This is a genomic window from Agrobacterium sp. 22-214-1, assembly GCF_053522465.1.
On the sequence record NZ_JBNWCK010000001.1, the window covers coordinates 1,295,513 to 1,314,088 of the forward strand.

At 60.7% G+C, this 18,576-nt stretch carries 18 protein-coding genes; 8 read left to right on the forward strand and 10 right to left on the reverse strand.

Annotation, left to right across the window (positions count from 1 at the left end; all coding sequences use genetic code 11):
• Positions 1–12: 12 nt before the first annotated feature.
• Complete coding sequence (gene rsmD, locus ACQZ5G_RS06580; protein WP_003522938.1) at positions 13–570, reverse strand: 16S rRNA (guanine(966)-N(2))-methyltransferase RsmD; 558 nt, start codon at positions 568–570, stop codon at positions 13–15.
• Complete coding sequence (locus tag ACQZ5G_RS06585) at positions 551–2,506, reverse strand: pseudouridine synthase (RefSeq protein ID WP_448737368.1); 1,956 nt, start codon at positions 2,504–2,506, stop codon at positions 551–553. The genes rsmD and ACQZ5G_RS06585 overlap by 20 nt, the downstream gene beginning before the upstream one ends.
• Positions 2,507–2,577: 71 nt before the next feature.
• Between ACQZ5G_RS06585 and ACQZ5G_RS06590 the strand changes: the two genes are divergently transcribed.
• Entirely contained in the window at positions 2,578–3,036 is a 459-nt protein-coding gene (locus tag ACQZ5G_RS06590) for a nucleoside deaminase (RefSeq protein ID WP_059760756.1), read from the forward strand.
• Positions 3,037–3,086: 50 nt separating this feature from the next.
• On the opposite strand, the gene ACQZ5G_RS06595 is transcribed toward ACQZ5G_RS06590, so the two are convergent.
• The 4 genes from ACQZ5G_RS06595 to ACQZ5G_RS06610 form a co-directional block, all read right to left on the reverse strand.
• On the reverse strand, positions 3,087–3,731 hold the full coding sequence (locus tag ACQZ5G_RS06595; protein WP_162935925.1) for a hypothetical protein: 645 nt from the start codon (positions 3,729–3,731) through the stop codon (positions 3,087–3,089).
• A 201-nt stretch (positions 3,732–3,932) separates the two neighbouring features.
• Complete coding sequence (ileS, locus tag ACQZ5G_RS06600; RefSeq protein ID WP_448737367.1) at positions 3,933–6,944, reverse strand: isoleucine--tRNA ligase; 3,012 nt, start codon at positions 6,942–6,944, stop codon at positions 3,933–3,935.
• A 280-nt stretch (positions 6,945–7,224) separates the two neighbouring features.
• A complete protein-coding gene (locus ACQZ5G_RS06605; RefSeq protein ID WP_080852603.1) occupies positions 7,225–8,205 on the reverse strand; it encodes a bifunctional riboflavin kinase/FAD synthetase in 981 nt (326 codons plus the stop codon).
• A 47-nt stretch (positions 8,206–8,252) separates the two neighbouring features.
• Positions 8,253–9,101, reverse strand: a complete 849-nt coding sequence (locus tag ACQZ5G_RS06610; protein ID WP_059760748.1) for a TIGR01459 family HAD-type hydrolase — start codon at positions 9,099–9,101, stop codon at positions 8,253–8,255.
• 368 nt (positions 9,102–9,469) lie between these two features.
• On the opposite strand from ACQZ5G_RS06610, the gene groES reads away from it, so the two are divergent.
• From groES to ACQZ5G_RS06630, 4 genes are all read left to right on the forward strand, one after another.
• On the forward strand, positions 9,470–9,766 hold the full coding sequence (groES, locus tag ACQZ5G_RS06615; protein WP_004440196.1) for a co-chaperone GroES: 297 nt from the start codon (positions 9,470–9,472) through the stop codon (positions 9,764–9,766).
• Between the two features lie 74 nt (positions 9,767–9,840).
• Positions 9,841–11,475, forward strand: a complete 1,635-nt coding sequence (groL, locus tag ACQZ5G_RS06620; protein WP_279658971.1) for a chaperonin GroEL — start codon at positions 9,841–9,843, stop codon at positions 11,473–11,475.
• Positions 11,476–12,325: 850 nt separating this feature from the next.
• A complete protein-coding gene (locus ACQZ5G_RS06625; protein ID WP_448737366.1) occupies positions 12,326–12,760 on the forward strand; it encodes a hypothetical protein in 435 nt (144 codons plus the stop codon).
• Between the two features lie 156 nt (positions 12,761–12,916).
• A complete protein-coding gene (locus ACQZ5G_RS06630) occupies positions 12,917–13,363 on the forward strand; it encodes a DoxX family protein (protein WP_003503183.1) in 447 nt (148 codons plus the stop codon).
• 62 nt (positions 13,364–13,425) lie between these two features.
• Here ACQZ5G_RS06630 and hisG read toward each other — a convergent pair whose 3' ends face one another.
• Genes hisG through hisS form a run of 4 tightly spaced genes read right to left on the reverse strand, consistent with a single transcriptional unit; the run spans position 13,426 to position 17,155 of the window.
• Positions 13,426–14,118, reverse strand: a complete 693-nt coding sequence (gene hisG, locus ACQZ5G_RS06635) for an ATP phosphoribosyltransferase (protein WP_020812640.1) — start codon at positions 14,116–14,118, stop codon at positions 13,426–13,428.
• Positions 14,115–15,242: an ATP phosphoribosyltransferase regulatory subunit gene (locus ACQZ5G_RS06640; RefSeq protein ID WP_448737365.1), complete on the reverse strand. Its 1,128-nt coding sequence runs from the start codon at positions 15,240–15,242 to the stop codon at positions 14,115–14,117. The genes hisG and ACQZ5G_RS06640 overlap by 4 nt, the downstream gene beginning before the upstream one ends.
• A gap of 16 nt (positions 15,243–15,258) precedes the next feature.
• Positions 15,259–15,627 (reverse strand): VOC family protein, encoded by a 369-nt coding sequence (locus ACQZ5G_RS06645; RefSeq protein ID WP_448737364.1) that lies wholly within the window; start codon positions 15,625–15,627, stop codon positions 15,259–15,261.
• 4 nt (positions 15,628–15,631) lie between these two features.
• Positions 15,632–17,155: a histidine--tRNA ligase gene (gene hisS / locus ACQZ5G_RS06650; RefSeq protein ID WP_448737363.1), complete on the reverse strand. Its 1,524-nt coding sequence runs from the start codon at positions 17,153–17,155 to the stop codon at positions 15,632–15,634.
• Between the two features lie 157 nt (positions 17,156–17,312).
• Here hisS and relB point away from each other — a divergent pair, with 157 nt between their 5' ends.
• Genes relB through ACQZ5G_RS06665 form a run of 3 tightly spaced genes read left to right on the forward strand, consistent with a single transcriptional unit; the run spans position 17,313 to position 18,570 of the window.
• Positions 17,313–17,546 (forward strand): type II toxin-antitoxin system RelB family antitoxin, encoded by a 234-nt coding sequence (gene relB / locus ACQZ5G_RS06655; protein ID WP_065654373.1) that lies wholly within the window; start codon positions 17,313–17,315, stop codon positions 17,544–17,546.
• Positions 17,530–17,799, forward strand: a complete 270-nt coding sequence (locus ACQZ5G_RS06660) for a type II toxin-antitoxin system RelE family toxin (RefSeq protein WP_142778760.1) — start codon at positions 17,530–17,532, stop codon at positions 17,797–17,799. The genes relB and ACQZ5G_RS06660 overlap by 17 nt, the downstream gene beginning before the upstream one ends.
• 6 nt (positions 17,800–17,805) lie before the next feature.
• A complete protein-coding gene (locus tag ACQZ5G_RS06665) occupies positions 17,806–18,570 on the forward strand; it encodes a hypothetical protein (protein ID WP_142778759.1) in 765 nt (254 codons plus the stop codon).
• Positions 18,571–18,576: the final 6 nt, after the last annotated feature.

Below are 18,576 nucleotides of genomic sequence, written 5' to 3' on the forward strand. Positions count from 1 at the left end.
CCTGGAAATGCTTTAGGGCTCGTAACGGTAGAAATGCATTTTCGTATCGCCGAAGATGCGGCTTTCGAGCGGTTTGAAAACCGGATCGACCTTGACCGTCACATCGCCGCGCTCTTCGAGGATGGCGAGCGCGCCGGGGTTCAGCCAGCCGCCGCCATGGGCGGCCGCGAAAGCCTTCTCGCCATGGCCATAGCCATAGGGCGGATCGGCGAAGAGAAGATCGAAGGGTTCGATATTGTTGACGCCGCCGAGCTTGGTGGCGTCACGCCGCAGGATACGGGCGCGACCATGCAGACCCAGCGCATCGATATTCTCCCAGAGCAGCCCCCTGCCCTCCACGCCGTTTTCGACGAAGAGCGCCACGCGACAACCGCGCGAAAGCGCCTCCAGCCCGACCGCACCGGTTCCGGCAAAAACATCCAGAACGCGCGTGCCATCCAGACTTTCCGGATAGGCATGGCTCAGAATATTGAAGAGGCTTTCCCGCGTCCTGTCGATGGTCGGACGAATGGAATTCGATTTCGGCGCGGCCAGTGTCCGGCCGCGGAACTCACCGCCTACGATCCGCATTACGTGTCATTCCCCTGCCTCCAGAAGGTTTGCCACCCGGGCCTTTGCCGCCCGGCTTGCCGCCGCCGGGACCACCGGGGCCTTTGCTCTTGCCTGAGAAACCCGAACGTTCACCACGCTCGCCCGATTTTCCGAAAGATGGCTTGCCGAATCCGGGTTTACCGGCCGGCTTGCCGCCACGGGGCTTGTCGCCCGCCGGGCGTTCGCCGCGTGGGCGGTCACCGTCTTCACGGGGTCTGTCGCGAAAAGGACGGTCACCGAAAGGTTTTTCACCGCGAGCGGTGCGATCACCAAAACTCTTTTCGCCACGTGGACGGTCGCTGCGCGGGCGATCACCCTCTTCACGCGGCTTGTCACGGAACGGCCTGCCGCCGAACGGTTTGCCGCCGCGTGCCGGACGGTCGCCGAAGCTCTTTTCACCGCGCGGACGGTCGCTGCGCGGGCGGTCCCCATCTTCACGCGGCCTGTCGCGGAATGGCCGGTCGCCGAACGGCTTTCCGCCGCGTCCACCGCGATCACCAAAGCTCTTTTCGCCACGCGGACGGTCGCCACGTCCGCGACCACCTTCTTCTTCGCGGGGGGAATCCGAACGGATCCACTCGCCCTCGGCATCCGCATGCCGCACGACATTGCGCCGCGCTTCGTCCTGGGCGGAAGGCTTCTTGAAGAGGTTTTCGGCTTCCGCGCGGGCGGAAGACTTGCGCTCCTTGCCGTCGCGGGTGGGCCTTGCACCGGGCGCCATCCAGACATTGGCCGTGCGGCTGGTGCCGGCGGCCTGGCGTGGGCGGCGGTCTTCGCCTTCATCCTCGCTGCGGCCCTTGGCGCCAAATTTCCCGGCGGGCTTGGAGCCGAACTTGCCGGCCGGCTTGTCGCCGCGCTTGGTATCCAGCCGTCCAAGCGCCTTTTCACGACGATCCTCGGACTTGCCGCTCTTTTCGAAGCGCGGCTTGCCTTCCGGCGCATCGCTTTTCGCCCATTCGGATTTCACCGGCCGCTTCGGCGCGTCGTCTTCTTCATCCTCAACGGGCGCATTGTAGATCGGCGCGTCGAAATTGGCGCCGGCCTGTTCGATCAGACGCGGGCCGAGCTGGTCGCGCAGCATGCGGCCGCGCACTTCCAGCACCTTGCCTTCAGCGAGATCGCCAAGCTGGAACGGACCGTAGGAAACGCGGATCAGGCGGTTGACCTCGAGACCGAGCGCGCCGAGCACGTTCTTGATCTCACGGTTCTTGCCTTCACGCAGGCCCATGCTGATCCAGACATTGTGGCCCTGGGTGCGGTCGAGCGTGGCATCGATCGCGCCGTAGAGCACGCCGTCGACGGCAATGCCTTCCTTCAGCTTGTCGAGTGCGGCCTGATCGACCTCGCCATGGGCGCGCACGCGGTAGCGGCGCAGCCAGCCGGTGGTCGGCAGTTCCAGCACGCGGGAAAGTCCGCCATCGTTGGTGAGCAGCAGCAGGCCTTCGGTATTGATATCGAGACGGCCGATGGACAGAACGCGCGGCAGTTCACCCGGCAGATTGTCGAAAACGGTCGGGCGGCCTTCCGGGTCGGAATTGGTCGTCACCAGACCGGCGGGCTTGTGGTAAAGCCACAGGCGCGTGCGCTCGGCGCCGCGAATCGGCATGCCGTCGACTTCGATCTTGTCGGACAGCGTGGCGTTGACCACCGGCGTATCCAGCTTGACGCCGTTCAGCGACACGCGGCCTTCCATGATCATACGCTCGACATCGCGGCGCGAGGCGACGCCTGCGCGCGCCATGATCTTGGAAATGCGCTCGGGCTTGGAAGCGCCAACGGTTTCCGGCACCGGGGCGGCCTTTGCCTCGGTCGGTTTCTTTTCGCGCTCTGCGGCGGGCTTGCCGGGGCCTTTCGGCTTCCTGTCGCGGCTAAATGTCTTGCCGCCGTCACGCTTCGGCTTGTCTTTAAAAGTCATTTGCTGTTTGCCTGTTGTTTGGGCTGTCCTATCAGGTCCAAGCACAAGGGTTAAGAGGAAATTGAAACGCAATGGCCGAAAGGACGCATTTCATGGAGCTGGCGCTTTCGGAAGCCCGTGCCGCGGCTAAGCGGCAGGAGGTTCCGATCGGCGCGGTACTGGTTATGGACGGCCGCGTCATCGCCCGTTCCGGCAATCGCACCCGTGAATTGAACGATGTGACGGCTCACGCCGAAATCGCCGTGATCCGCATGGCCTGCGAAGCGCTGGAGCAGGAACGCCTGCCCGGCGCCGATCTCTACGTGACACTGGAGCCCTGCACCATGTGCGCGGCGGCAATTTCATTTGCCCGTATCCGCCGGCTCTATTACGGCGCGCGAGACCCGAAGGGCGGCGCAGTGGAGAGTGGCGTGCGTTTCTTCAGCCAGCCGACATGCCACCATGCGCCGGATGTCTATTCGGGACTGGCGGAAAGCGAAAGTGCGGAAATCCTGCGGCAATTTTTCCGCGAGAAACGTCTCGACGATTGAGCGACCGGCGGGAGGCGCAAGCTTTCCCGCGGGCCATCAGCCATTCGTTATTACTGGAAGGGGTTCCACCAGCTCTTGCCGGTGTTTGCCACGGCCGCTTCTTTCTTGCGGCGCTTTTCCTTCTTCTGCTCCGGTTCGCCGAGATCGGTCAGCTGATCCTGCGGAACGCTGCGATATTCAGCCGGCGGATCGGTGAGGAACTTGCGCTGGGCGTTGACGACGGAGCCGCCCTGGGCATCGGCCTTGGCCTTGCGGAAGGCTTCCCATTTCTGGGTTTCGGTCATCTGGCCGGCCGTGCCGTTGCCGGCGAGCAGCGGCGAGCGATAATGCGGGTTGTTCTTGTTGGCATCCGCCTCTTCGCGCAGGCGTTCGCGGGTTTCTTCCGGCGATTCGACCCATTGCGGATTGTTTTCGCGGCTCGCCATGTTCTGCTGCGGCGTGGCCAGCTGTTCGGCTCGGGCCTGGGCGGGAACGACGAGGCCCGGGCGGGGGCTGTATTTCAGGTTGCGCTTTTCCTGGTCATTGCCGGTGATCGAGGTCGCGTTGCCAAGATCGTCGACAAGCTGTTCCGCCGCCGTCTTGCCCGTGCCGTAGGTCGGGCTCGTGCACGCGCCAAGCAACACGCCTATCGTCGTGATGCCAACAACCGTGCGAAACATGCCCAAACCCTGCGCATTACCCTGCATCGTCTTCATTGAAACCCTTCCAGCCGTCCGTCCCACTTCGCCAGACATCGTCTTTCGGCAGGCGGCAGCCCGCATTGCCGTGCAAATCCGGCCATTTTCAGGCAGGTGTACCGGATGAAGAGGCAAAGCGCAATTCATCCGGTCATTTTCATCGCGCATCGGCCCGAAACCCGGAATCGGGTTTCGACAGGAACGATGCGCAGCTTCGGATCATCCGAGGGCTGCAAGCTCTCGCAGGGCGGCCGCATCACGGGCGGAAACCTCCGGATAGGCCGGATCGGAACCGACATCGGTGGTGATGCGCCAGGAACGGGCGCATTTTGCGCCTTCCGCCAGCTTCTGCTCGACCACGACCTTTGCCACTTCCGGCAGGCGGAAGCCATCGACCGGGCCTTCATCGCCCACCACCGAGATGGCGGAGGTGATGCAGATTTCGGCGAAATCCTGCCCCTTCAGCGCCGCCAGAAGATCGGCGTCGGCGATGTGCACGACAGGGGCAGCCTCAAGCGAGGAGCCGATACGCTTTTCACGGCGTTCCACTTCCAGCGCGCCGGTGACGACCGTGCGGACCTTGCGGATTTTTTCCCACTTCGCTTCCAGCGCATCGTTTTTCCACTCCGCCGGGATTTCCGGGAACTGGACGAGATGCACCGATTCTGCATTCGGATAACGCGAAAGCCAGGCCTCTTCCGTCGTAAAGGGCAGCATGGGCGCGAGCCACGAGACGAGGCAATCGAACAGCTTCGCAATGACCGACAGAGCCGCCCGGCGCTTCAGCGACGACGGCGCGTCGCAATAAAGCGTGTCCTTGCGGATATCGAAATAGAAAGCCGAAAGCTCGACATTGGCGAAATCCACCAGCGCACGGGCAATCTTCTTGAACTCGAAGCCGTCATAACCTTCGCGCACGACCTTATCCAGATCGGACAGACGGTGCAGCACCAGCTTTTCCAGCTCCGGCAGATCGGCATAGGCGATCTCCTCGCCCTTGTAATGGGCAAGAGTGCCGAGCATCCAGCGGATGGTGTTGCGCAGCTTGCGATAGGCATCGACATTGGTCTGGATGATGGCCTTGCCGAGGCGCTGGTCTTCCCAATAATCCGTGGTCATGACCCACAGGCGCAGGATATCCGCGCCGGCGTCCTTCATGACTTCCTGCGGGGAAACCACGTTGCCCTTGGACTTCGACATCTTCTCGCCCTTCTCATCCATGGTGAAACCATGGGTGACAACGGCGTTATAGGGCGCACGGCCGCGCGTCGCGCAGCTTTCGAGCAGCGACGAGTGGAACCAGCCGCGATGCTGGTCGGAACCTTCCAGATAGACATCCGCCGGCCATTTCATGTCCGGGCGGTCTTCCAGCGTGAAGGTGTGGGTGCAGCCGCTGTCGAACCAGACGTCGAGAATGTCCATGACCTGCTGCCAACGGGCATGGTCGTGGTCATTGCCGAGGAAACGCTCCTTGGCGCCTTCGGCGAACCAGGCGTCAGCACCTTCGGCCTCGAAGGCCTCGAGGATGCGAGCGTTGACGGCCTCATCGATCAGGACTTCGCCCTTCTCATCGGCGAAAACGGCGATCGGCACGCCCCAGCTGCGCTGGCGCGACAGGACCCAGTCGGGGCGGCCTTCGATCATGGCGCGCAGGCGGTTCTGGCCGGAAGCCGGAACGAAGCGGGTGTCGTCGATAGCGCTCAGCGAGCGCGAACGCAGCGTCGTGCCATCGCCCAGTTCCTTGTCCATATAGACGAACCATTGCGGCGTGTTGCGGAAGATGACCGGCTTCTTGGAGCGCCAGCTATGCGGATAGCTGTGCTTCAGACGGCCGCGGGCAAACAGGTTGTTTTCCGCGATCAGCGCCTTGATGACGCGGTCATTGGCATCGCCCTTCTTGCCGTTATCGTCCATGACGCGGGCAGCGCCGCCCTCGGCGGACGGGCCGAAACCGGGGGCGTCTTCGGTGTAGAAACCGTCATCGCCAACCGGGAACGGGATGGCCGACGAAACGCCGCGCGCTTCCAGCTCACGCTGATGCGCGGTCCAGACGTCAAAGTCCTCGCGGCCATGGCTCGGCGCGGTGTGCACGAAGCCCGTACCGGCATCGTCGGTGACGTGATCGCCTTCGAGAAGCGGAACCGGGAAATCGTAGCCGAGCGACGCCAAAGGATGGGCGCAGGTGATGGCGGCCAGATCACCTGCAACAACATCACACAAACGTTTGTAGCTGAGCTTAGCCTTCTTGAAGGATTCTTCAGCCAAAGCATCTGCAAAAATCAGTTTCTCCCCGACGCGCGGACCGAATTCATTCTCAACTGCAGTTACCTGATAAAGGCCATAATTTACTCTAGATGAATAGGCGATAGCGCGATTGCCTGGGATCGTCCAAGGCGTGGTTGTCCAGATAACGACCGAAGCGCTATGCAAATCATCATAACTATTGATGAGCTGTGTCGATATAGTCTCGTCCGAGATTGGCTCGCCATCGGAAGAAACCGCGTACTTCGTTCCGTTGTCTCGAACCTTCACTATCTCGTCATAGCTTGTTTTCACAACCGGGAACTTCACCCAGATCATGTCGCTCTCGACATCGGCATATTCGACTTCGGCTTCCGCCAGCGCCGTGCGCTCGACGACCGACCACATGATCGGCTTCGAGCCGCGATAAAGCTGGCCGGTGCGGGCGATCTTCAGGAGTTCGCCGGCGATGCGGGCTTCGGCGTGGAAGTTCATCGTCGTATAGGGGTTTTCAAAGTCGCCCTCGATACCGAGGCGTTTGAACTCCTCCGACTGAACCTTGATCCAGCCGGCCGCGAAGTCACGGCATTCCTTGCGGAATTCGTTGACCGGAACCTCGTCCTTGTTCTTGCCCCTGGCGCGATAGGCTTCCTCGATCTTCCATTCGATCGGCAGGCCGTGGCAATCCCAGCCCGGCACGTAATTGGCGTCGTAACCGCGCATCTGGAACGAGCGGGTGATGACGTCCTTGAGGATCTTGTTCAGCGCATGGCCGATATGGATATTGCCGTTGGCATAGGGCGGGCCGTCATGCAGCACGAATTTTTCGCGGCCGGCGGCGGAGGCGCGCAGGCGTTTGTAGAGGCCCATTTCCTGCCAGCGCTTGACCGTTTCCGGTTCCTTCTGCGGCAGGCCGGCGCGCATCGGAAAATCCGTCTGCGGCAGATAGAGGGTGGAGGAGTAATCCAGTTTTTCTGCGGTGTCGCTCATAATCGTACCGTTGTTGCGCGCCGTGTCGGTCGCGCCGTCTCAATTTCAAAGAGGGCAAATACGGAAAGCGCCATGACCAAAGTCATGACAAGCGCCAAAATCCCGGACCTTCCGGCTCGTCAGAGCGGGCGGAAGGCCGGGCCAATAATTCGGCCAATCTGAGTTTTGAACATCAACCGGTATTGGGACATGGCCGGTTGTTTATGCGGTTTTCCGGCAAAAAGGAAGAGAAAAGCGACGGCAATATCGGCCGGAACAGAGGCTGACCGGCCTTACCCGGTCAGAACGCGATCCTGGCGTCCAGTTCGCTGAGCGGACGCACGCCCGATAACATCGCCCTCGCCTCTTCTTCATCGCGCCTGATCTGGGCGACGAGCGGATCGAGACCGTCGAATTTCAGCTCGTCGCGCAGGTGCCCGAAGAAGGAGACCGAACAGACCTCGCCATAAAGATCGCCGGAAAAATCGAAGACGAATGTTTCAAGCAGCGCCGCACCGTTTTCGGTGACGGTCGGGCGGTAACCGAAGCTTGCCACGCCATCGCGGATCGAACCGTCCGGGCGGCGGAACCGCACGGCATAGATGCCCGCCTTCAGTTCCGTTTCCGGCGCCAGCGCCATGTTGGCGGTGGGATAACCCAGCGTGCGGCCGAGCTTCTGGCCGCCAATGACTTCGCTTTCCACCGTGAAGCGATAACCGAGCAGGCCTGCGGCGCCCGCCACATCGCCTTCGCACAGAAGCGAGCGAATCCGGCTGGAGGAGACAACATCCGCGCCCTCGTCGCGGAAGGCATCCACCAGCGTCACATCGAAGCCATGGCGTTTGCCGGCCTCCATCAGAAATGCCGGGCCGCCTTCGCGGCCCTTGCCGAAATGGAAATCGAAGCCGGTGACGACAGCGCTGGCGTGGAGCCAATCGACCAGAATGGACTGGACGAACTCCTCCGCCGAGCGCTGCGAAAATTCCCGGTCGAAGGGATATTCGATGACGGAGCGGAAACCGATGGCCTCAAGGATGCGCGCCTTCAGCGGCGCGGGCGTGAGGCGAAAGACCGGCGTATCGGGACGGAAGACGGAACGGGGATGCGGCTCGAAAGTCAGCACCAGCGCGGGAACGCCGCGGGCTTCCGCCAGCTCCAGGGCACGATCCAGCACAGCCCGGTGGCCGCGATGCACGCCGTCGAAATTGCCGATGGCGATGACGCCGCCGCGAAGAGCTTCCGGCAGCGGCTCCTTTTTTTCATTGCGGTGAAAGACGGTCATGGCAATCGATCCATTCCTGCGCCAGCTATTCCTCAGGCAAGACGTCCTCAGGCGAGACGGGGCATCCACCAGCCGGGAGCAGCACCCTGCCCCTTGAGATAGGCGTTGAGAAGCGCCTCGTCCGTCTGGCCGTTCAGCGTATATTCGGCGGCGTGAATGCCGCCGCTGATATAAAGAAGGTTGAGACCGCTCGCAATCGCGCCCTTCACATCCGTCGGCATGCCGTCGCCGATGGCAAGCACGCGATCCTTGGCGAAGGCGCCGCGCACTTCTTTGGCCGCCGCAAGGCAGGCTTCATAGATCGGCGCATGCGGCTTGCCGGCAATGCGGACCTCGCCGCCGAGCTGTTCGTAATAAGCGGCCATGGCGCCGGCGCAGGGAATGATGCGCTCGCCGCGCTCCACCACCAGATCGGGATTGGCGCAGATCATCGGCACGTTGCGGGCAATGAAGCCCTTGAGCATTTCGGTATAATCCTCGGGCGTTTCCGTCTCGTCGTCAAAGAAACCGGTGCAGACCACGGACTGCGCTTCCGCCTCGCCGACGCGCTCGACATCGAGACCGTCCAGCAGCGGCAGATCCCGCTCCGGGCCGAGCAGGAAGACTTTTTTCGGACCTTCCGCGATCAGGCCGCGGGTGACGTCACCGGACGTGATGATACGGTCATAGGCTTCATCCGGCACGCCGAGAACGCGAAGCTGGGCGATGACGCCGGGAGCGGGGCGCGGCGAATTGGTGATGAGCACCACCGTCTTGCCGGCCTTGCGCGCTTCCCGCAGCGCAACCGCCGCATCCGGAAAGGCGCTGACGCCATTGTGCAGCACGCCCCAGACATCCGAAAGAATAACGTCGAACCCAGCCGTGATTTCGCCGAGAGTGAGAATGCGATGGGCCATGAGATGCTTTCCGGATGCGAGAAGAGGGTGTGCGTGACATCGCAAAGCGGAACGCCGATGGCAAGGAAAAAAGCGCCGCCAGACCGGTCTTTGGCCCGCCTGACGCAGCATGAACACAAATGCCCCTTAGATGCGATGCGGCCGGAACGCACGAAAAGAATGTCGTCGCCGCGCCCGTCCGCGCATGGGAAATTTCTGTCATGGAACGCTGATAACCATAAGCCATGAAATTTTTCAGACAGGGCGTTCTTGACTCCGGCAGAAGCCCTCCTTATCTCGGTTCCGCTGGCACTCGATAAAGGAGAGTGCTAACACCCATCAGGCGAGTTCCAAAAGCTCGCGCAGTCATTTGATCGAGGGATTAGACAATGACAAGCACCAATTTCCGCCCGCTTCACGATCGCGTCGTCGTTCGTCGCGTTGAGTCCGAAGAAAAGACCAAGGGCGGCATCATCATTCCCGATACCGCCAAGGAAAAGCCGCAGGAAGGCGAAATCGTCGCCGTCGGTTCCGGCGCACGTGACGAGGCCGGCAAGGTCGTCGCTCTCGACGTCAAGGTTGGCGATCGCGTTCTGTTCGGCAAGTGGTCGGGCACCGAAGTCAAGCTCAACGGCGAAGACCTTCTGATCATGAAGGAAGCCGACATCATGGGCATCATCGGCTGATTTCAGCCGACCCATCGTTTCCTTAAATTTCAAGCCGGACCCGGTCCGGCCATTCGAAACCAGGAGTTTTGAAAATGGCAGCCAAAGAAGTAAAATTCGGCCGCACAGCACGCGAAAAGATGCTCAAGGGCGTCGACGTTCTTGCTGATGCAGTAAAGGTCACCCTCGGCCCGAAGGGTCGTAACGTCGTTATCGACAAGTCCTTCGGCGCTCCGCGCATCACCAAGGACGGCGTTTCCGTCGCCAAGGAAATCGAACTGGAAGACAAGTTCGAGAACATGGGCGCACAGCTCGTTCGCGAAGTCGCCTCCAAGACCAACGACATCGCCGGTGACGGCACCACCACCGCGACCGTTCTGGCCCAGGCCATCGTTCGCGAAGGTTCCAAGGCAGTTGCTGCCGGCATGAACCCGATGGACCTGAAGCGCGGTATCGATCTGGCCGTTGCTGAAGTCGTCAAGGACCTTCAGGCCAAGGCCAAGAAGATCAACACGTCCGAAGAAGTTGCGCAGGTCGGCACGATCTCCGCAAACGGCGAGCGTCAGATCGGTCTCGACATTGCTGAAGCAATGCAGAAGGTCGGCAACGAAGGCGTCATCACCGTTGAAGAAGCCAAGACCGCCGAAACCGAACTCGAAGTCGTCGAAGGCATGCAGTTCGACCGCGGCTACCTGTCGCCCTACTTCGTGACCAACCCGGAAAAGATGGTTGCGGACCTCGAAGACGCATACATCCTCCTGCACGAAAAGAAGCTCTCGAACCTTCAGGCCATGCTGCCGGTTCTCGAAGCCGTCGTTCAGACCGGCAAGCCGCTCGTCATCATCGCTGAAGACGTCGAAGGCGAAGCTCTTGCAACGCTCGTCGTCAACAAGCTGCGTGGCGGCCTCAAGATCGCTGCCGTCAAGGCTCCTGGCTTCGGCGACCGCCGCAAGGCCATGCTGGAAGACATCGCCATCCTGACCGGTGGTACCGTCATTTCCGAAGACCTCGGCATCAAGCTCGAAAACGTTACCCTCGACATGCTCGGCAAGTCGAAGAAGGTTTCGATCTCCAAGGAAAACACCACGATCGTTGACGGCGCCGGCCAGAAGTCCGACATCGAAGGCCGTGTTGCCCAGATCAAGGCCCAGATCGAAGAAACCACCTCCGACTACGACCGCGAAAAGCTGCAGGAACGTCTTGCCAAGCTCGCTGGCGGCGTTGCCGTTATCCGCGTCGGCGGTTCGACGGAAGTCGAAGTGAAGGAAAAGAAGGACCGCATCGACGACGCTCTCAACGCGACGCGCGCTGCCGTTCAGGAAGGCATCGTACCGGGCGGCGGCGTTGCCCTGCTGCGTTCCTCCACGAAGATCACCGCCAAGGGTGCAAACGACGACCAGGAAGCTGGCATCAACATCGTGCGCAAGGCTCTGCAGGCTCTGGTTCGCCAGATCGCAGAAAACGCTGGTGACGAAGCTTCCATCGTTGTTGGCAAGATCCTCGACAAGAATGAAGACAACTACGGCTACAACGCCCAGACCGGCGAATATGGCGACCTGATCCAGCTCGGCATCGTCGACCCGGTCAAGGTTGTTCGTACGGCTCTGCAGAACGCAGCTTCGGTTGCTTCGCTGCTGATCACCACCGAAGCCATGATCGCCGAGCTTCCGAAGAAGGAAGCTGCAATGCCGGCAATGCCGGGCGGCGGCATGGGCGGCATGGACTTCTAATCAGTCCTGTCACCGGAATAAGGAAAGGGCGGTCTTCGGACCGCCCTTTTTCTTTGCCGCCCATGCGTGATTGATGGAAGGCGGCGCATCTTATCGGCGTCATCCTTGGGACAGGCCCACTGCTGTCCGGTTTAAATTTCTCGAAGAAGTCAGGTGTCATTGGTTCTATTATTTTCGGGCATGCCGTGCCAAAGCCAATCACGCCGACGTCATCCTCGGGCCTGTCCCGAGGATCTGCAACCGATTGATTTTATTCGACGTGATTAGATCCTCGGCACAGGGCCGAGGATGACGTCGAGGGAATGTTGACCGTCCATTACTGTCTTTAAAAAGGCTGCTGGCCATCCGGAATTTAAATCGGACGGCAGTGGGACAGGCCCAAGGATGACGTCAGCGCTCTCGCGAGAGATGCTTCATGAAAATCAACAGGTTGCATAATTCTGAAGGCCGAAAGCGGAAAGGTTCGTGTATTGTCCCGTTTTGGAACAGGCATGATTTTATCCGGCTATTTTTTGCAGCCCTATGCAATAATAGGGCACATTCAAGAGCGAATCACCACCCCATACGGGGCCGATTTCCACTCGGACCGGCTTATAAGTGCGCTATTTAGTTGTGCTTTTTCGCATATCTCGCGATATTGAAGAAGAAATACATAATATTTTTGATTTTCTCACTGGCTGGTTGTTGTAGGTAGGGGAAAATAAACTATAAGTCACCCCCCGTAAGGGTTCCGCGACGGGGCGGCCAGCATCGAAGGGGTTTCGATGCCTGGCAAATACGTTCGACTGCGGGTGGCGGTAAAGGTTCAACCTGGCAGTGGCGCTTGAAGTGGCGGCGCTGGCACGTGTTCATGCGGGGGCGCGATTTGTTTGAAATATCAAGACGCAACGATGCTCTGCCTGCGGCGGTAACGACCACGCCCGATCCCCGGACCCTGTCGCATTTCTTCATGTCGGAGGAGTGGAGCAGCGATCTTTCCAGTGGTGTCATCCGGCTCGGCGAACACGCATCATTCATGCACGGCCTGCCGCCGGGCGAGTGCGGATTGCTCAGCCTTGTCCGCTGTTACGACCGCGCTGACCACGCCCGCGTTCTGGAACTTTTCGAGCAGGTTTCCACCGCACCCTCACGTTTCTGTTTTTCAACCGGCCTCTCCATCTTGCCGGCGATGCGGCAGCCGGTCATCTGCATGGGTGAATCATCCGGCTTCGAAGACGGCCAGCAAGGGCGCATATCAGGGCTTTTCCTGTTTCCGCGTCTTGAGGATATTCGCTTCGCCGCCTAAGGTTTTTTGCAGCGATGCCATCCACCGTTCACAAAATGAAGACAATTTGTCTTCTGTTGTTCATCTTTATGGATGAGTGATTTTCCGACATTGATGTCTCCAGACATTGCCCTGCAGATCAACCGGCAACACGCCGATCAATTACCGGAGATATCCATGTCCAGCAGCCAGAACGTTCTCGTTCTCATCGCCCGCATTCTGCTTTCCTTCATCTTCATTACTTCGGGCTTCAGCAAGCTCGTCGATCCGGCCGGCACGGCCGGCATGATCACCGGCGCCGGCCTGCCCGCCGCAACCGCGCTTGCCTATGTCGCAGGCCTGTTCGAACTCGTTGCCGGTCTTGCCATTCTCGCTGGTTTCCAGACCAAAATCGCCGCCTGGGCGCTTGCCGTCTTCTGCGTCTTCACCGGTCTGGTTTTCCACAGCGGCACGGTTGCCGTTCCCGGCTGGCCTGAACCGGCTCTTGGCTGGATCAACACGCTGAACGGCATCATGATGGTGAAGAACATCACGCTTGCCGGCGCTTACATCCTGCTTGCCGCCTTCGGCGCTGGCGCCTACTCCGTCGACGCAAAGCGTGGCGCGGCTGTGGCCCACGCCTGAGCCAGATAGATCGACCAACAAAAAGCCGCCGGATCGCTCCGGCGGCTTTTTGTTGTATGTCGTCAGACCGCAGCCCTGATACGCGAGGCGATCTCCTGAACCGCCGCATCGCCTTCGTGTTCCGGCTTGCGGGCACGCACGAAGCATGCTTCCGAACGGACGATGATGCCGTCCGAGAGGATTTTCAGGTGGTTGGCCTTCAGCGTCGAACCGGTCGAGGTGATATCGACGATGATATCCGCCTGCCCTGCGGCCGGTGCACCTTCGGTCGCGCCAAGGCTTTCGACGATGCGATAAAGCTGAATGCCGTGCTGGCGCGAAAAGAACTGCTGCGTCAGCCGCCAATATTTGGTGGCGATGGCGAGCCTGCGGCCATGACGGGCGCGGAACTCCGAAGCGACATCGCCGAGATCGGCCATACTGTCCACATCCAGCCAGATTTCAGGCACGGCGACAACGACGTCCGCATGGCCGAAACCGAGGCGGGCGCAGAACTCCACCTGCGCATCGGCATTGGTCAGTCCCTCGCGCACGAGGTCCTCACCCGTGACGCCGAAATCTACGGTGCCGGCGCCGATCTCGCGAGCGATCTCGGAGGCCGAGAGATAAGCGATCTCGATATCGTCGCGCCCTTCGATGCGGCCGCGATAGGAGCGGTCATTGCCGACAGCCGCGACTTTCAGCCCGGCGCGTTCCAGAACGGCGGAGGCGTCTTCCTTCATCCGGCCCTTGGAGGGCAATGCGATGGTGATCATGGCTTGTCGCTCCCGCGCACCGCTTCGATGCGATCCAGCCAGAGCGAAAAGCCCACGGCCGGGATTTTTTCCTGTGCGCCGAGCAGGGTCAGCAGCCGGTCGAAACGGCCGCCGCCGGCCAGAACGCTGTCTCCGCCCGCTTCCACTACCTCGAAAACGAGGCCGGTATAATAATCGAGCGGACGACCGAAGGCCGCGCCATAGGTGACGGTTTCGAGATCGACACCGGCATTGGCAAGCGCTGCGACGCGTTTATCGAAGGCCGAAAGCGCGCCATCCAGTTTCAATTTCGCCTTTGCGGCAAAATCCGCCAGAACCTGCGAGGCCTGCGGCAACGGCGCCTTCAGGGCTAGGAATTGCTTGAGCAGCGCGAAGCTTTCATCCGGCAGGCGCGTGGCGGCAAGCGCCAGTTTTTCCCGCAGGCGGCGGGCGATTTCCTGCGGCGCGCGGCTGGCATTGGTGGAATAGCCGGTCTCCTGCATCACCGTATCGAGATAATCGACCAGCACCGTCTCGTCGCCCGTCGCCAGAAGGCCGGCGACCCGGGCATCGAGGCCGGTCATCGGCTTGGGATGCACGAGACTTTCCAGCAGCGCGTCCAGCTGCGCCATATCGCCGAATGCCTGTACCAACCGCTTCTGCCAGCCGAGCGGCAGGCCAAGGGCGGCAACCACCGCCTCGAACACCTGCTGATCGCCCAGCGTGACGGCAAGAGACCGGCCCGGCAGCAGGCGTTGTAGAATGCCGGTGGCGTCAATGACAGCGCGGGCATCGGCGGCGGCGATATCGGTATCGCCGAGATCTTCGATGCCGGCCTGATAAAACTCGTTGGCGCCCTCTCGGCGCTGGCGGAAAACTTCACCGAGATAGGAATAACGCTTCGGCGTGCCGGTCGCCGTCTCGATATGACGAAGGCAGACCGGAATGGTGAATTCGGGGCGCAGGCACAGGCTCTCACCCGTTTCGCTCTCCGTCATGAAGATACGGCGGCGCAGATCCTCGCCGGCCATATCCAGAAACGGTTCGGCGGGCTGGATTACCGGCGTGTTCACACGGCTTGTGCGGCGCGCGGCGAATTCTTCCAGTAGCTCTCCGGAAAATTCCGGCATGTCGATCAGGGGCATGGAACGGTACTTTTCGTCACGGTTCGAGCGGCTGCATCATTTCGATGCGGTTTCCGAAGGGATCATGGACATAAAACCGGTGATACCCTTCAAGCGGCTCATCCTCAACCACATGGCGGCCTGCTGTTTCAAGTGTTTTTCGCAAGGTTGCCATATCATCGACCAGAAAGGCCGGATGGGCTTTCTTCGCCGGGCGGAAATCCTGCTCGACGCCGAGATGCAGTTTTATCGAACCCCGGCTGAACCAGCACCCGCCGCGCGCGGCCAGATTGGCAGGCTTTGCCTGCTCCGCAAAGCCGAGCAGGCCGCCATAAAAAGCGCGTGCCTCATCTTCGCGGCCCGCCGGCATCGCCAGTTGAACATGGTCGAGCGCGAGGATCGCCATGGCCTTAACGCCCTTCGGCGGCGCGGCGAACGTCCTCTGCCTGATGCTCCAGAATCTCGCGGACCTTCGCCACCAGATCCGCCTCCAGTACGGTCACCTGCGCCACACGCGCCTCGCGCCAGCTGGCATTGTCCTCGATCTCGCCGGACAGGCGCTTGCCTTCGATCAGATCCTTGATCTGCACCACACCTTCGGCACGCTCGTCACCGCCCTGGATGATGGCGATGGGGGAGCCGAGACGGTCGGCATATTTCAGCTGGTTGCCGAATTTCTTCCAGTTGCCCTGGTACATTTCAGCGCGGATGCCCTCGGCGCGCAGCGCCTGCGTGAAGCGCTGGTAACGGCCCATGCTTTCCACATCGCCATCCATGACGGTGATGAGAACGGGAGCGAGCGGCTTGACCTGACCAAGCTTGCCGAGGTTCTTCAGCGCCGTCATCAGGCGCGAAACGCCGATGGAGAAGCCCGTGGCCGGAACCGGCTGGCCCATGAAACGCGAAACGAGGCCGTCATAACGGCCGCCGCCGCCAACGGAGCCGAACACGACCTTTTCACCCTTTTCATTGGTGACGTCGAATGTCAGCTCGGCTTCATAGACGGGGCCGGTATAATATTCGAGGCCGCGAACGACCGACGGGTCGATCTTGATGCGCGTCGCATCGTAACCGGCACTGATGACCAGAGCGCCGATGATGTTCAGCTCCTCAACGCCTTCCTCGCCTTTCGAGGTGCCCGCAACCAGTTTGGCCAGATCATCGGCGCTTGCCGCATAATCCTTGATACCGACGAAGAACAGCACCTTTTCGATCTGCTCCTCGCCAAGACCAGCGCCCTTGGTGAAATCACCAGATTCATCCTTGCGGCCGGGGCCGAGCAGCAGCTTCACGCCTTCAGGACCGAACTTGTCGAGCTTGTCGATGGCGCGCAGCACGTTCAGCCGACGACCGGCATTGTCCTCACCGCCGAGGCCGATGGCTTCCATGACGCCATCGAGCACCTTGCGGTTGTTGACGCGGATGACATAGTCGCCGCGCTGAATTCCGAGCGCTTCCAGTGTATCGGCCATCATCATGCACATTTCGGCATCGGCCTGCACACCGGCGGCGCCAACGGTATCGGCATCGAACTGCATGAACTGCCGGAAGCGGCCGGGGCCGGGCTTTTCATTGCGGAAGACATAACCGGCGCGATAGGTGCGGTATGGCAGCTGGATTTCGTTGAAATTTTCCGCGACATGGCGGGCGAGCGGCGCGGTCAGATCGTAGCGCAGGCTCATCCATTGGTCGTCATCGTCCTGCAGCGAAAACACGCCTTCGTTCGGGCGGTCGCTATCGGGCAGGAACTTGCCGAGCGCATCGGTATATTCGAACAGCGGGGTTTCCACCGGATCGAAGCCGTAAAGCTCATAGACCCTGCGGATCTTCTCGATCATCTCATTGGTGGCATGAATATCGGCAACCGAGCGATCCACGAAGCCACGCGGCAGGCGGGCTTTCAGTTTCTGAGGCTTTTTTGCTTTTTCGCTCATGGGGCCGATCCGATATTTTCCTGAAATCAAGCCGGTGTATTAGAGGATGAAGCCCGGTGCGGCAAGCCGCAAAGGCTCCGGTTTTACTGGCCGCTGCGGCCAAGCGGTGCTATATGGGATGCATGTATCCCAATTCGGATCGGGAAGGACGCGACCCATGAGCAAACAGACGGCCATACGCCTGCCTGATGAGACCTATGAGCGGCTGAAAGCGCTGTCCGAGCGCACCGGCCGTACATCCGCCTATTACATCCGCGAGGCGATCGAGAAACATATCGAGGATATGGAAGATCTCTATCTTGCCGAAGAGGCGACGCGGCAGCGCATCGCCAACAAGGAGCACACCTATACTCTGGAAGAAGTGATGCGCGATCTTGACCTGGAGAATTGAATTCCAGCGGGCTGCCGTCAAACAGCTGGGCAAGTTGACGAAGAGCGACGCCAATCGCATCGTTTCCTTTCTGGCAGACCGGATTGCCGAAGATGACAATCCACGCAGAACCGGCGCCGCCCTGCAAGGCTCCGAACTCGGAAATTTCTGGCGCTACCGGGTGGGCGATTACCGCATCATCTGCGATATACAGGATCACAAGCTCGTCGTGCTGGTGGTCGAAATCGGCCATCGCCGTGAAATCTACCGTTAGGCATTCATGATCCTCGAAGCCCTGCAATATGCCGCCACACGCGCGGTCACGCCGAAAGAATTCCGGCCGCATATCCGCTATTCCGTCAACCTCTGGGCGCGCGCCAACCGCTGCGCCAAAGCCTGGGCGGAGCATGAAAACAACAGCCGGCAATTCGTTCTGCAATCGGCCAGAAAGCTGAAGCAGCGGCGAACGGCGGTCGTGCTGGGCTCGGGCCTGTTGCGCGATGTGCCCTATGATGCGCTGGTGGCGATGTTCGATACGGTCGTGCTGGTCGATCTGGTGCATCTTGCCAGCGTGCAGGCGAAGCTGCGCCTCAATGCCAAAAAGAATGTCCGCATCGCCAATCGCGATCTTTCCGGCTTTGACGATGTTCTAGCCGGTCGGCCGGCGGAACCGCTCGATTTCCTGCGGCGGGTGCCCTATCTCGATCTCGTGGTATCGGCCAATCTCCTGTCACAGATCGGCACCGGCGCACGCCACCGGCTGGAGCGGGAAAAGATCGCAAATGCCCCGGACGATCTTCTGCCGAAGCTCATTCACACCCATCTGGAAGCGCTGGCTGGCCTGCCCTGCAAGGCCTGCCTGATAACGGACACCTCCTTCGACATCATCGGCAAAGACGGCAACCTGCACCAGCATGAAGACCTGCTGCATGGCATCGTTCCTCCTGCCCCCGCCGCCGCGTGGGAATGGCCGCTCGCCCCGTTTGGCGAGGAAAGCAGGGATTATCGCATCGTGCATCACGTCATCGCGCGTGAACTGACCTGATCGTCA

What these genes read in the sequence shown, in the direction of transcription:
- rsmD (WP_003522938.1), bottom strand. Translation starts at nt 570, where the DNA reads ATGCGGATCGTAGGCGGTGAGTTCCGCGGCCGGACACTGGCCGCGCCG.
- ACQZ5G_RS06585 (WP_448737368.1), bottom strand. Translation starts at nt 2,506, where the DNA reads ATGACTTTTAAAGACAAGCCGAAGCGTGACGGCGGCAAGACATTTAGC.
- ACQZ5G_RS06590 (WP_059760756.1), top strand. Translation starts at nt 2,578, where the DNA reads ATGGCCGAAAGGACGCATTTCATGGAGCTGGCGCTTTCGGAAGCCCGT.
- ACQZ5G_RS06595 (WP_162935925.1), bottom strand. Translation starts at nt 3,731, where the DNA reads ATGAAGACGATGCAGGGTAATGCGCAGGGTTTGGGCATGTTTCGCACG.
- ileS (WP_448737367.1), bottom strand. Translation starts at nt 6,944, where the DNA reads ATGAGCGACACCGCAGAAAAACTGGATTACTCCTCCACCCTCTATCTG.
- ACQZ5G_RS06605 (WP_080852603.1), bottom strand. Translation starts at nt 8,205, where the DNA reads ATGACCGTCTTTCACCGCAATGAAAAAAAGGAGCCGCTGCCGGAAGCT.
- ACQZ5G_RS06610 (WP_059760748.1), bottom strand. Translation starts at nt 9,101, where the DNA reads ATGGCCCATCGCATTCTCACTCTCGGCGAAATCACGGCTGGGTTCGAC.
- groES (WP_004440196.1), top strand. Translation starts at nt 9,470, where the DNA reads ATGACAAGCACCAATTTCCGCCCGCTTCACGATCGCGTCGTCGTTCGT.
- groL (WP_279658971.1), top strand. Translation starts at nt 9,841, where the DNA reads ATGGCAGCCAAAGAAGTAAAATTCGGCCGCACAGCACGCGAAAAGATG.
- ACQZ5G_RS06625 (WP_448737366.1), top strand. Translation starts at nt 12,326, where the DNA reads ATGCGGGGGCGCGATTTGTTTGAAATATCAAGACGCAACGATGCTCTG.
- ACQZ5G_RS06630 (WP_003503183.1), top strand. Translation starts at nt 12,917, where the DNA reads ATGTCCAGCAGCCAGAACGTTCTCGTTCTCATCGCCCGCATTCTGCTT.
- hisG (WP_020812640.1), bottom strand. Translation starts at nt 14,118, where the DNA reads ATGATCACCATCGCATTGCCCTCCAAGGGCCGGATGAAGGAAGACGCC.
- ACQZ5G_RS06640 (WP_448737365.1), bottom strand. Translation starts at nt 15,242, where the DNA reads ATGCCCCTGATCGACATGCCGGAATTTTCCGGAGAGCTACTGGAAGAA.
- ACQZ5G_RS06645 (WP_448737364.1), bottom strand. Translation starts at nt 15,627, where the DNA reads ATGGCGATCCTCGCGCTCGACCATGTTCAACTGGCGATGCCGGCGGGC.
- hisS (WP_448737363.1), bottom strand. Translation starts at nt 17,155, where the DNA reads ATGAGCGAAAAAGCAAAAAAGCCTCAGAAACTGAAAGCCCGCCTGCCG.
- relB (WP_065654373.1), top strand. Translation starts at nt 17,313, where the DNA reads ATGAGCAAACAGACGGCCATACGCCTGCCTGATGAGACCTATGAGCGG.
- ACQZ5G_RS06665 (WP_142778759.1), top strand. Translation starts at nt 17,806, where the DNA reads ATGATCCTCGAAGCCCTGCAATATGCCGCCACACGCGCGGTCACGCCG.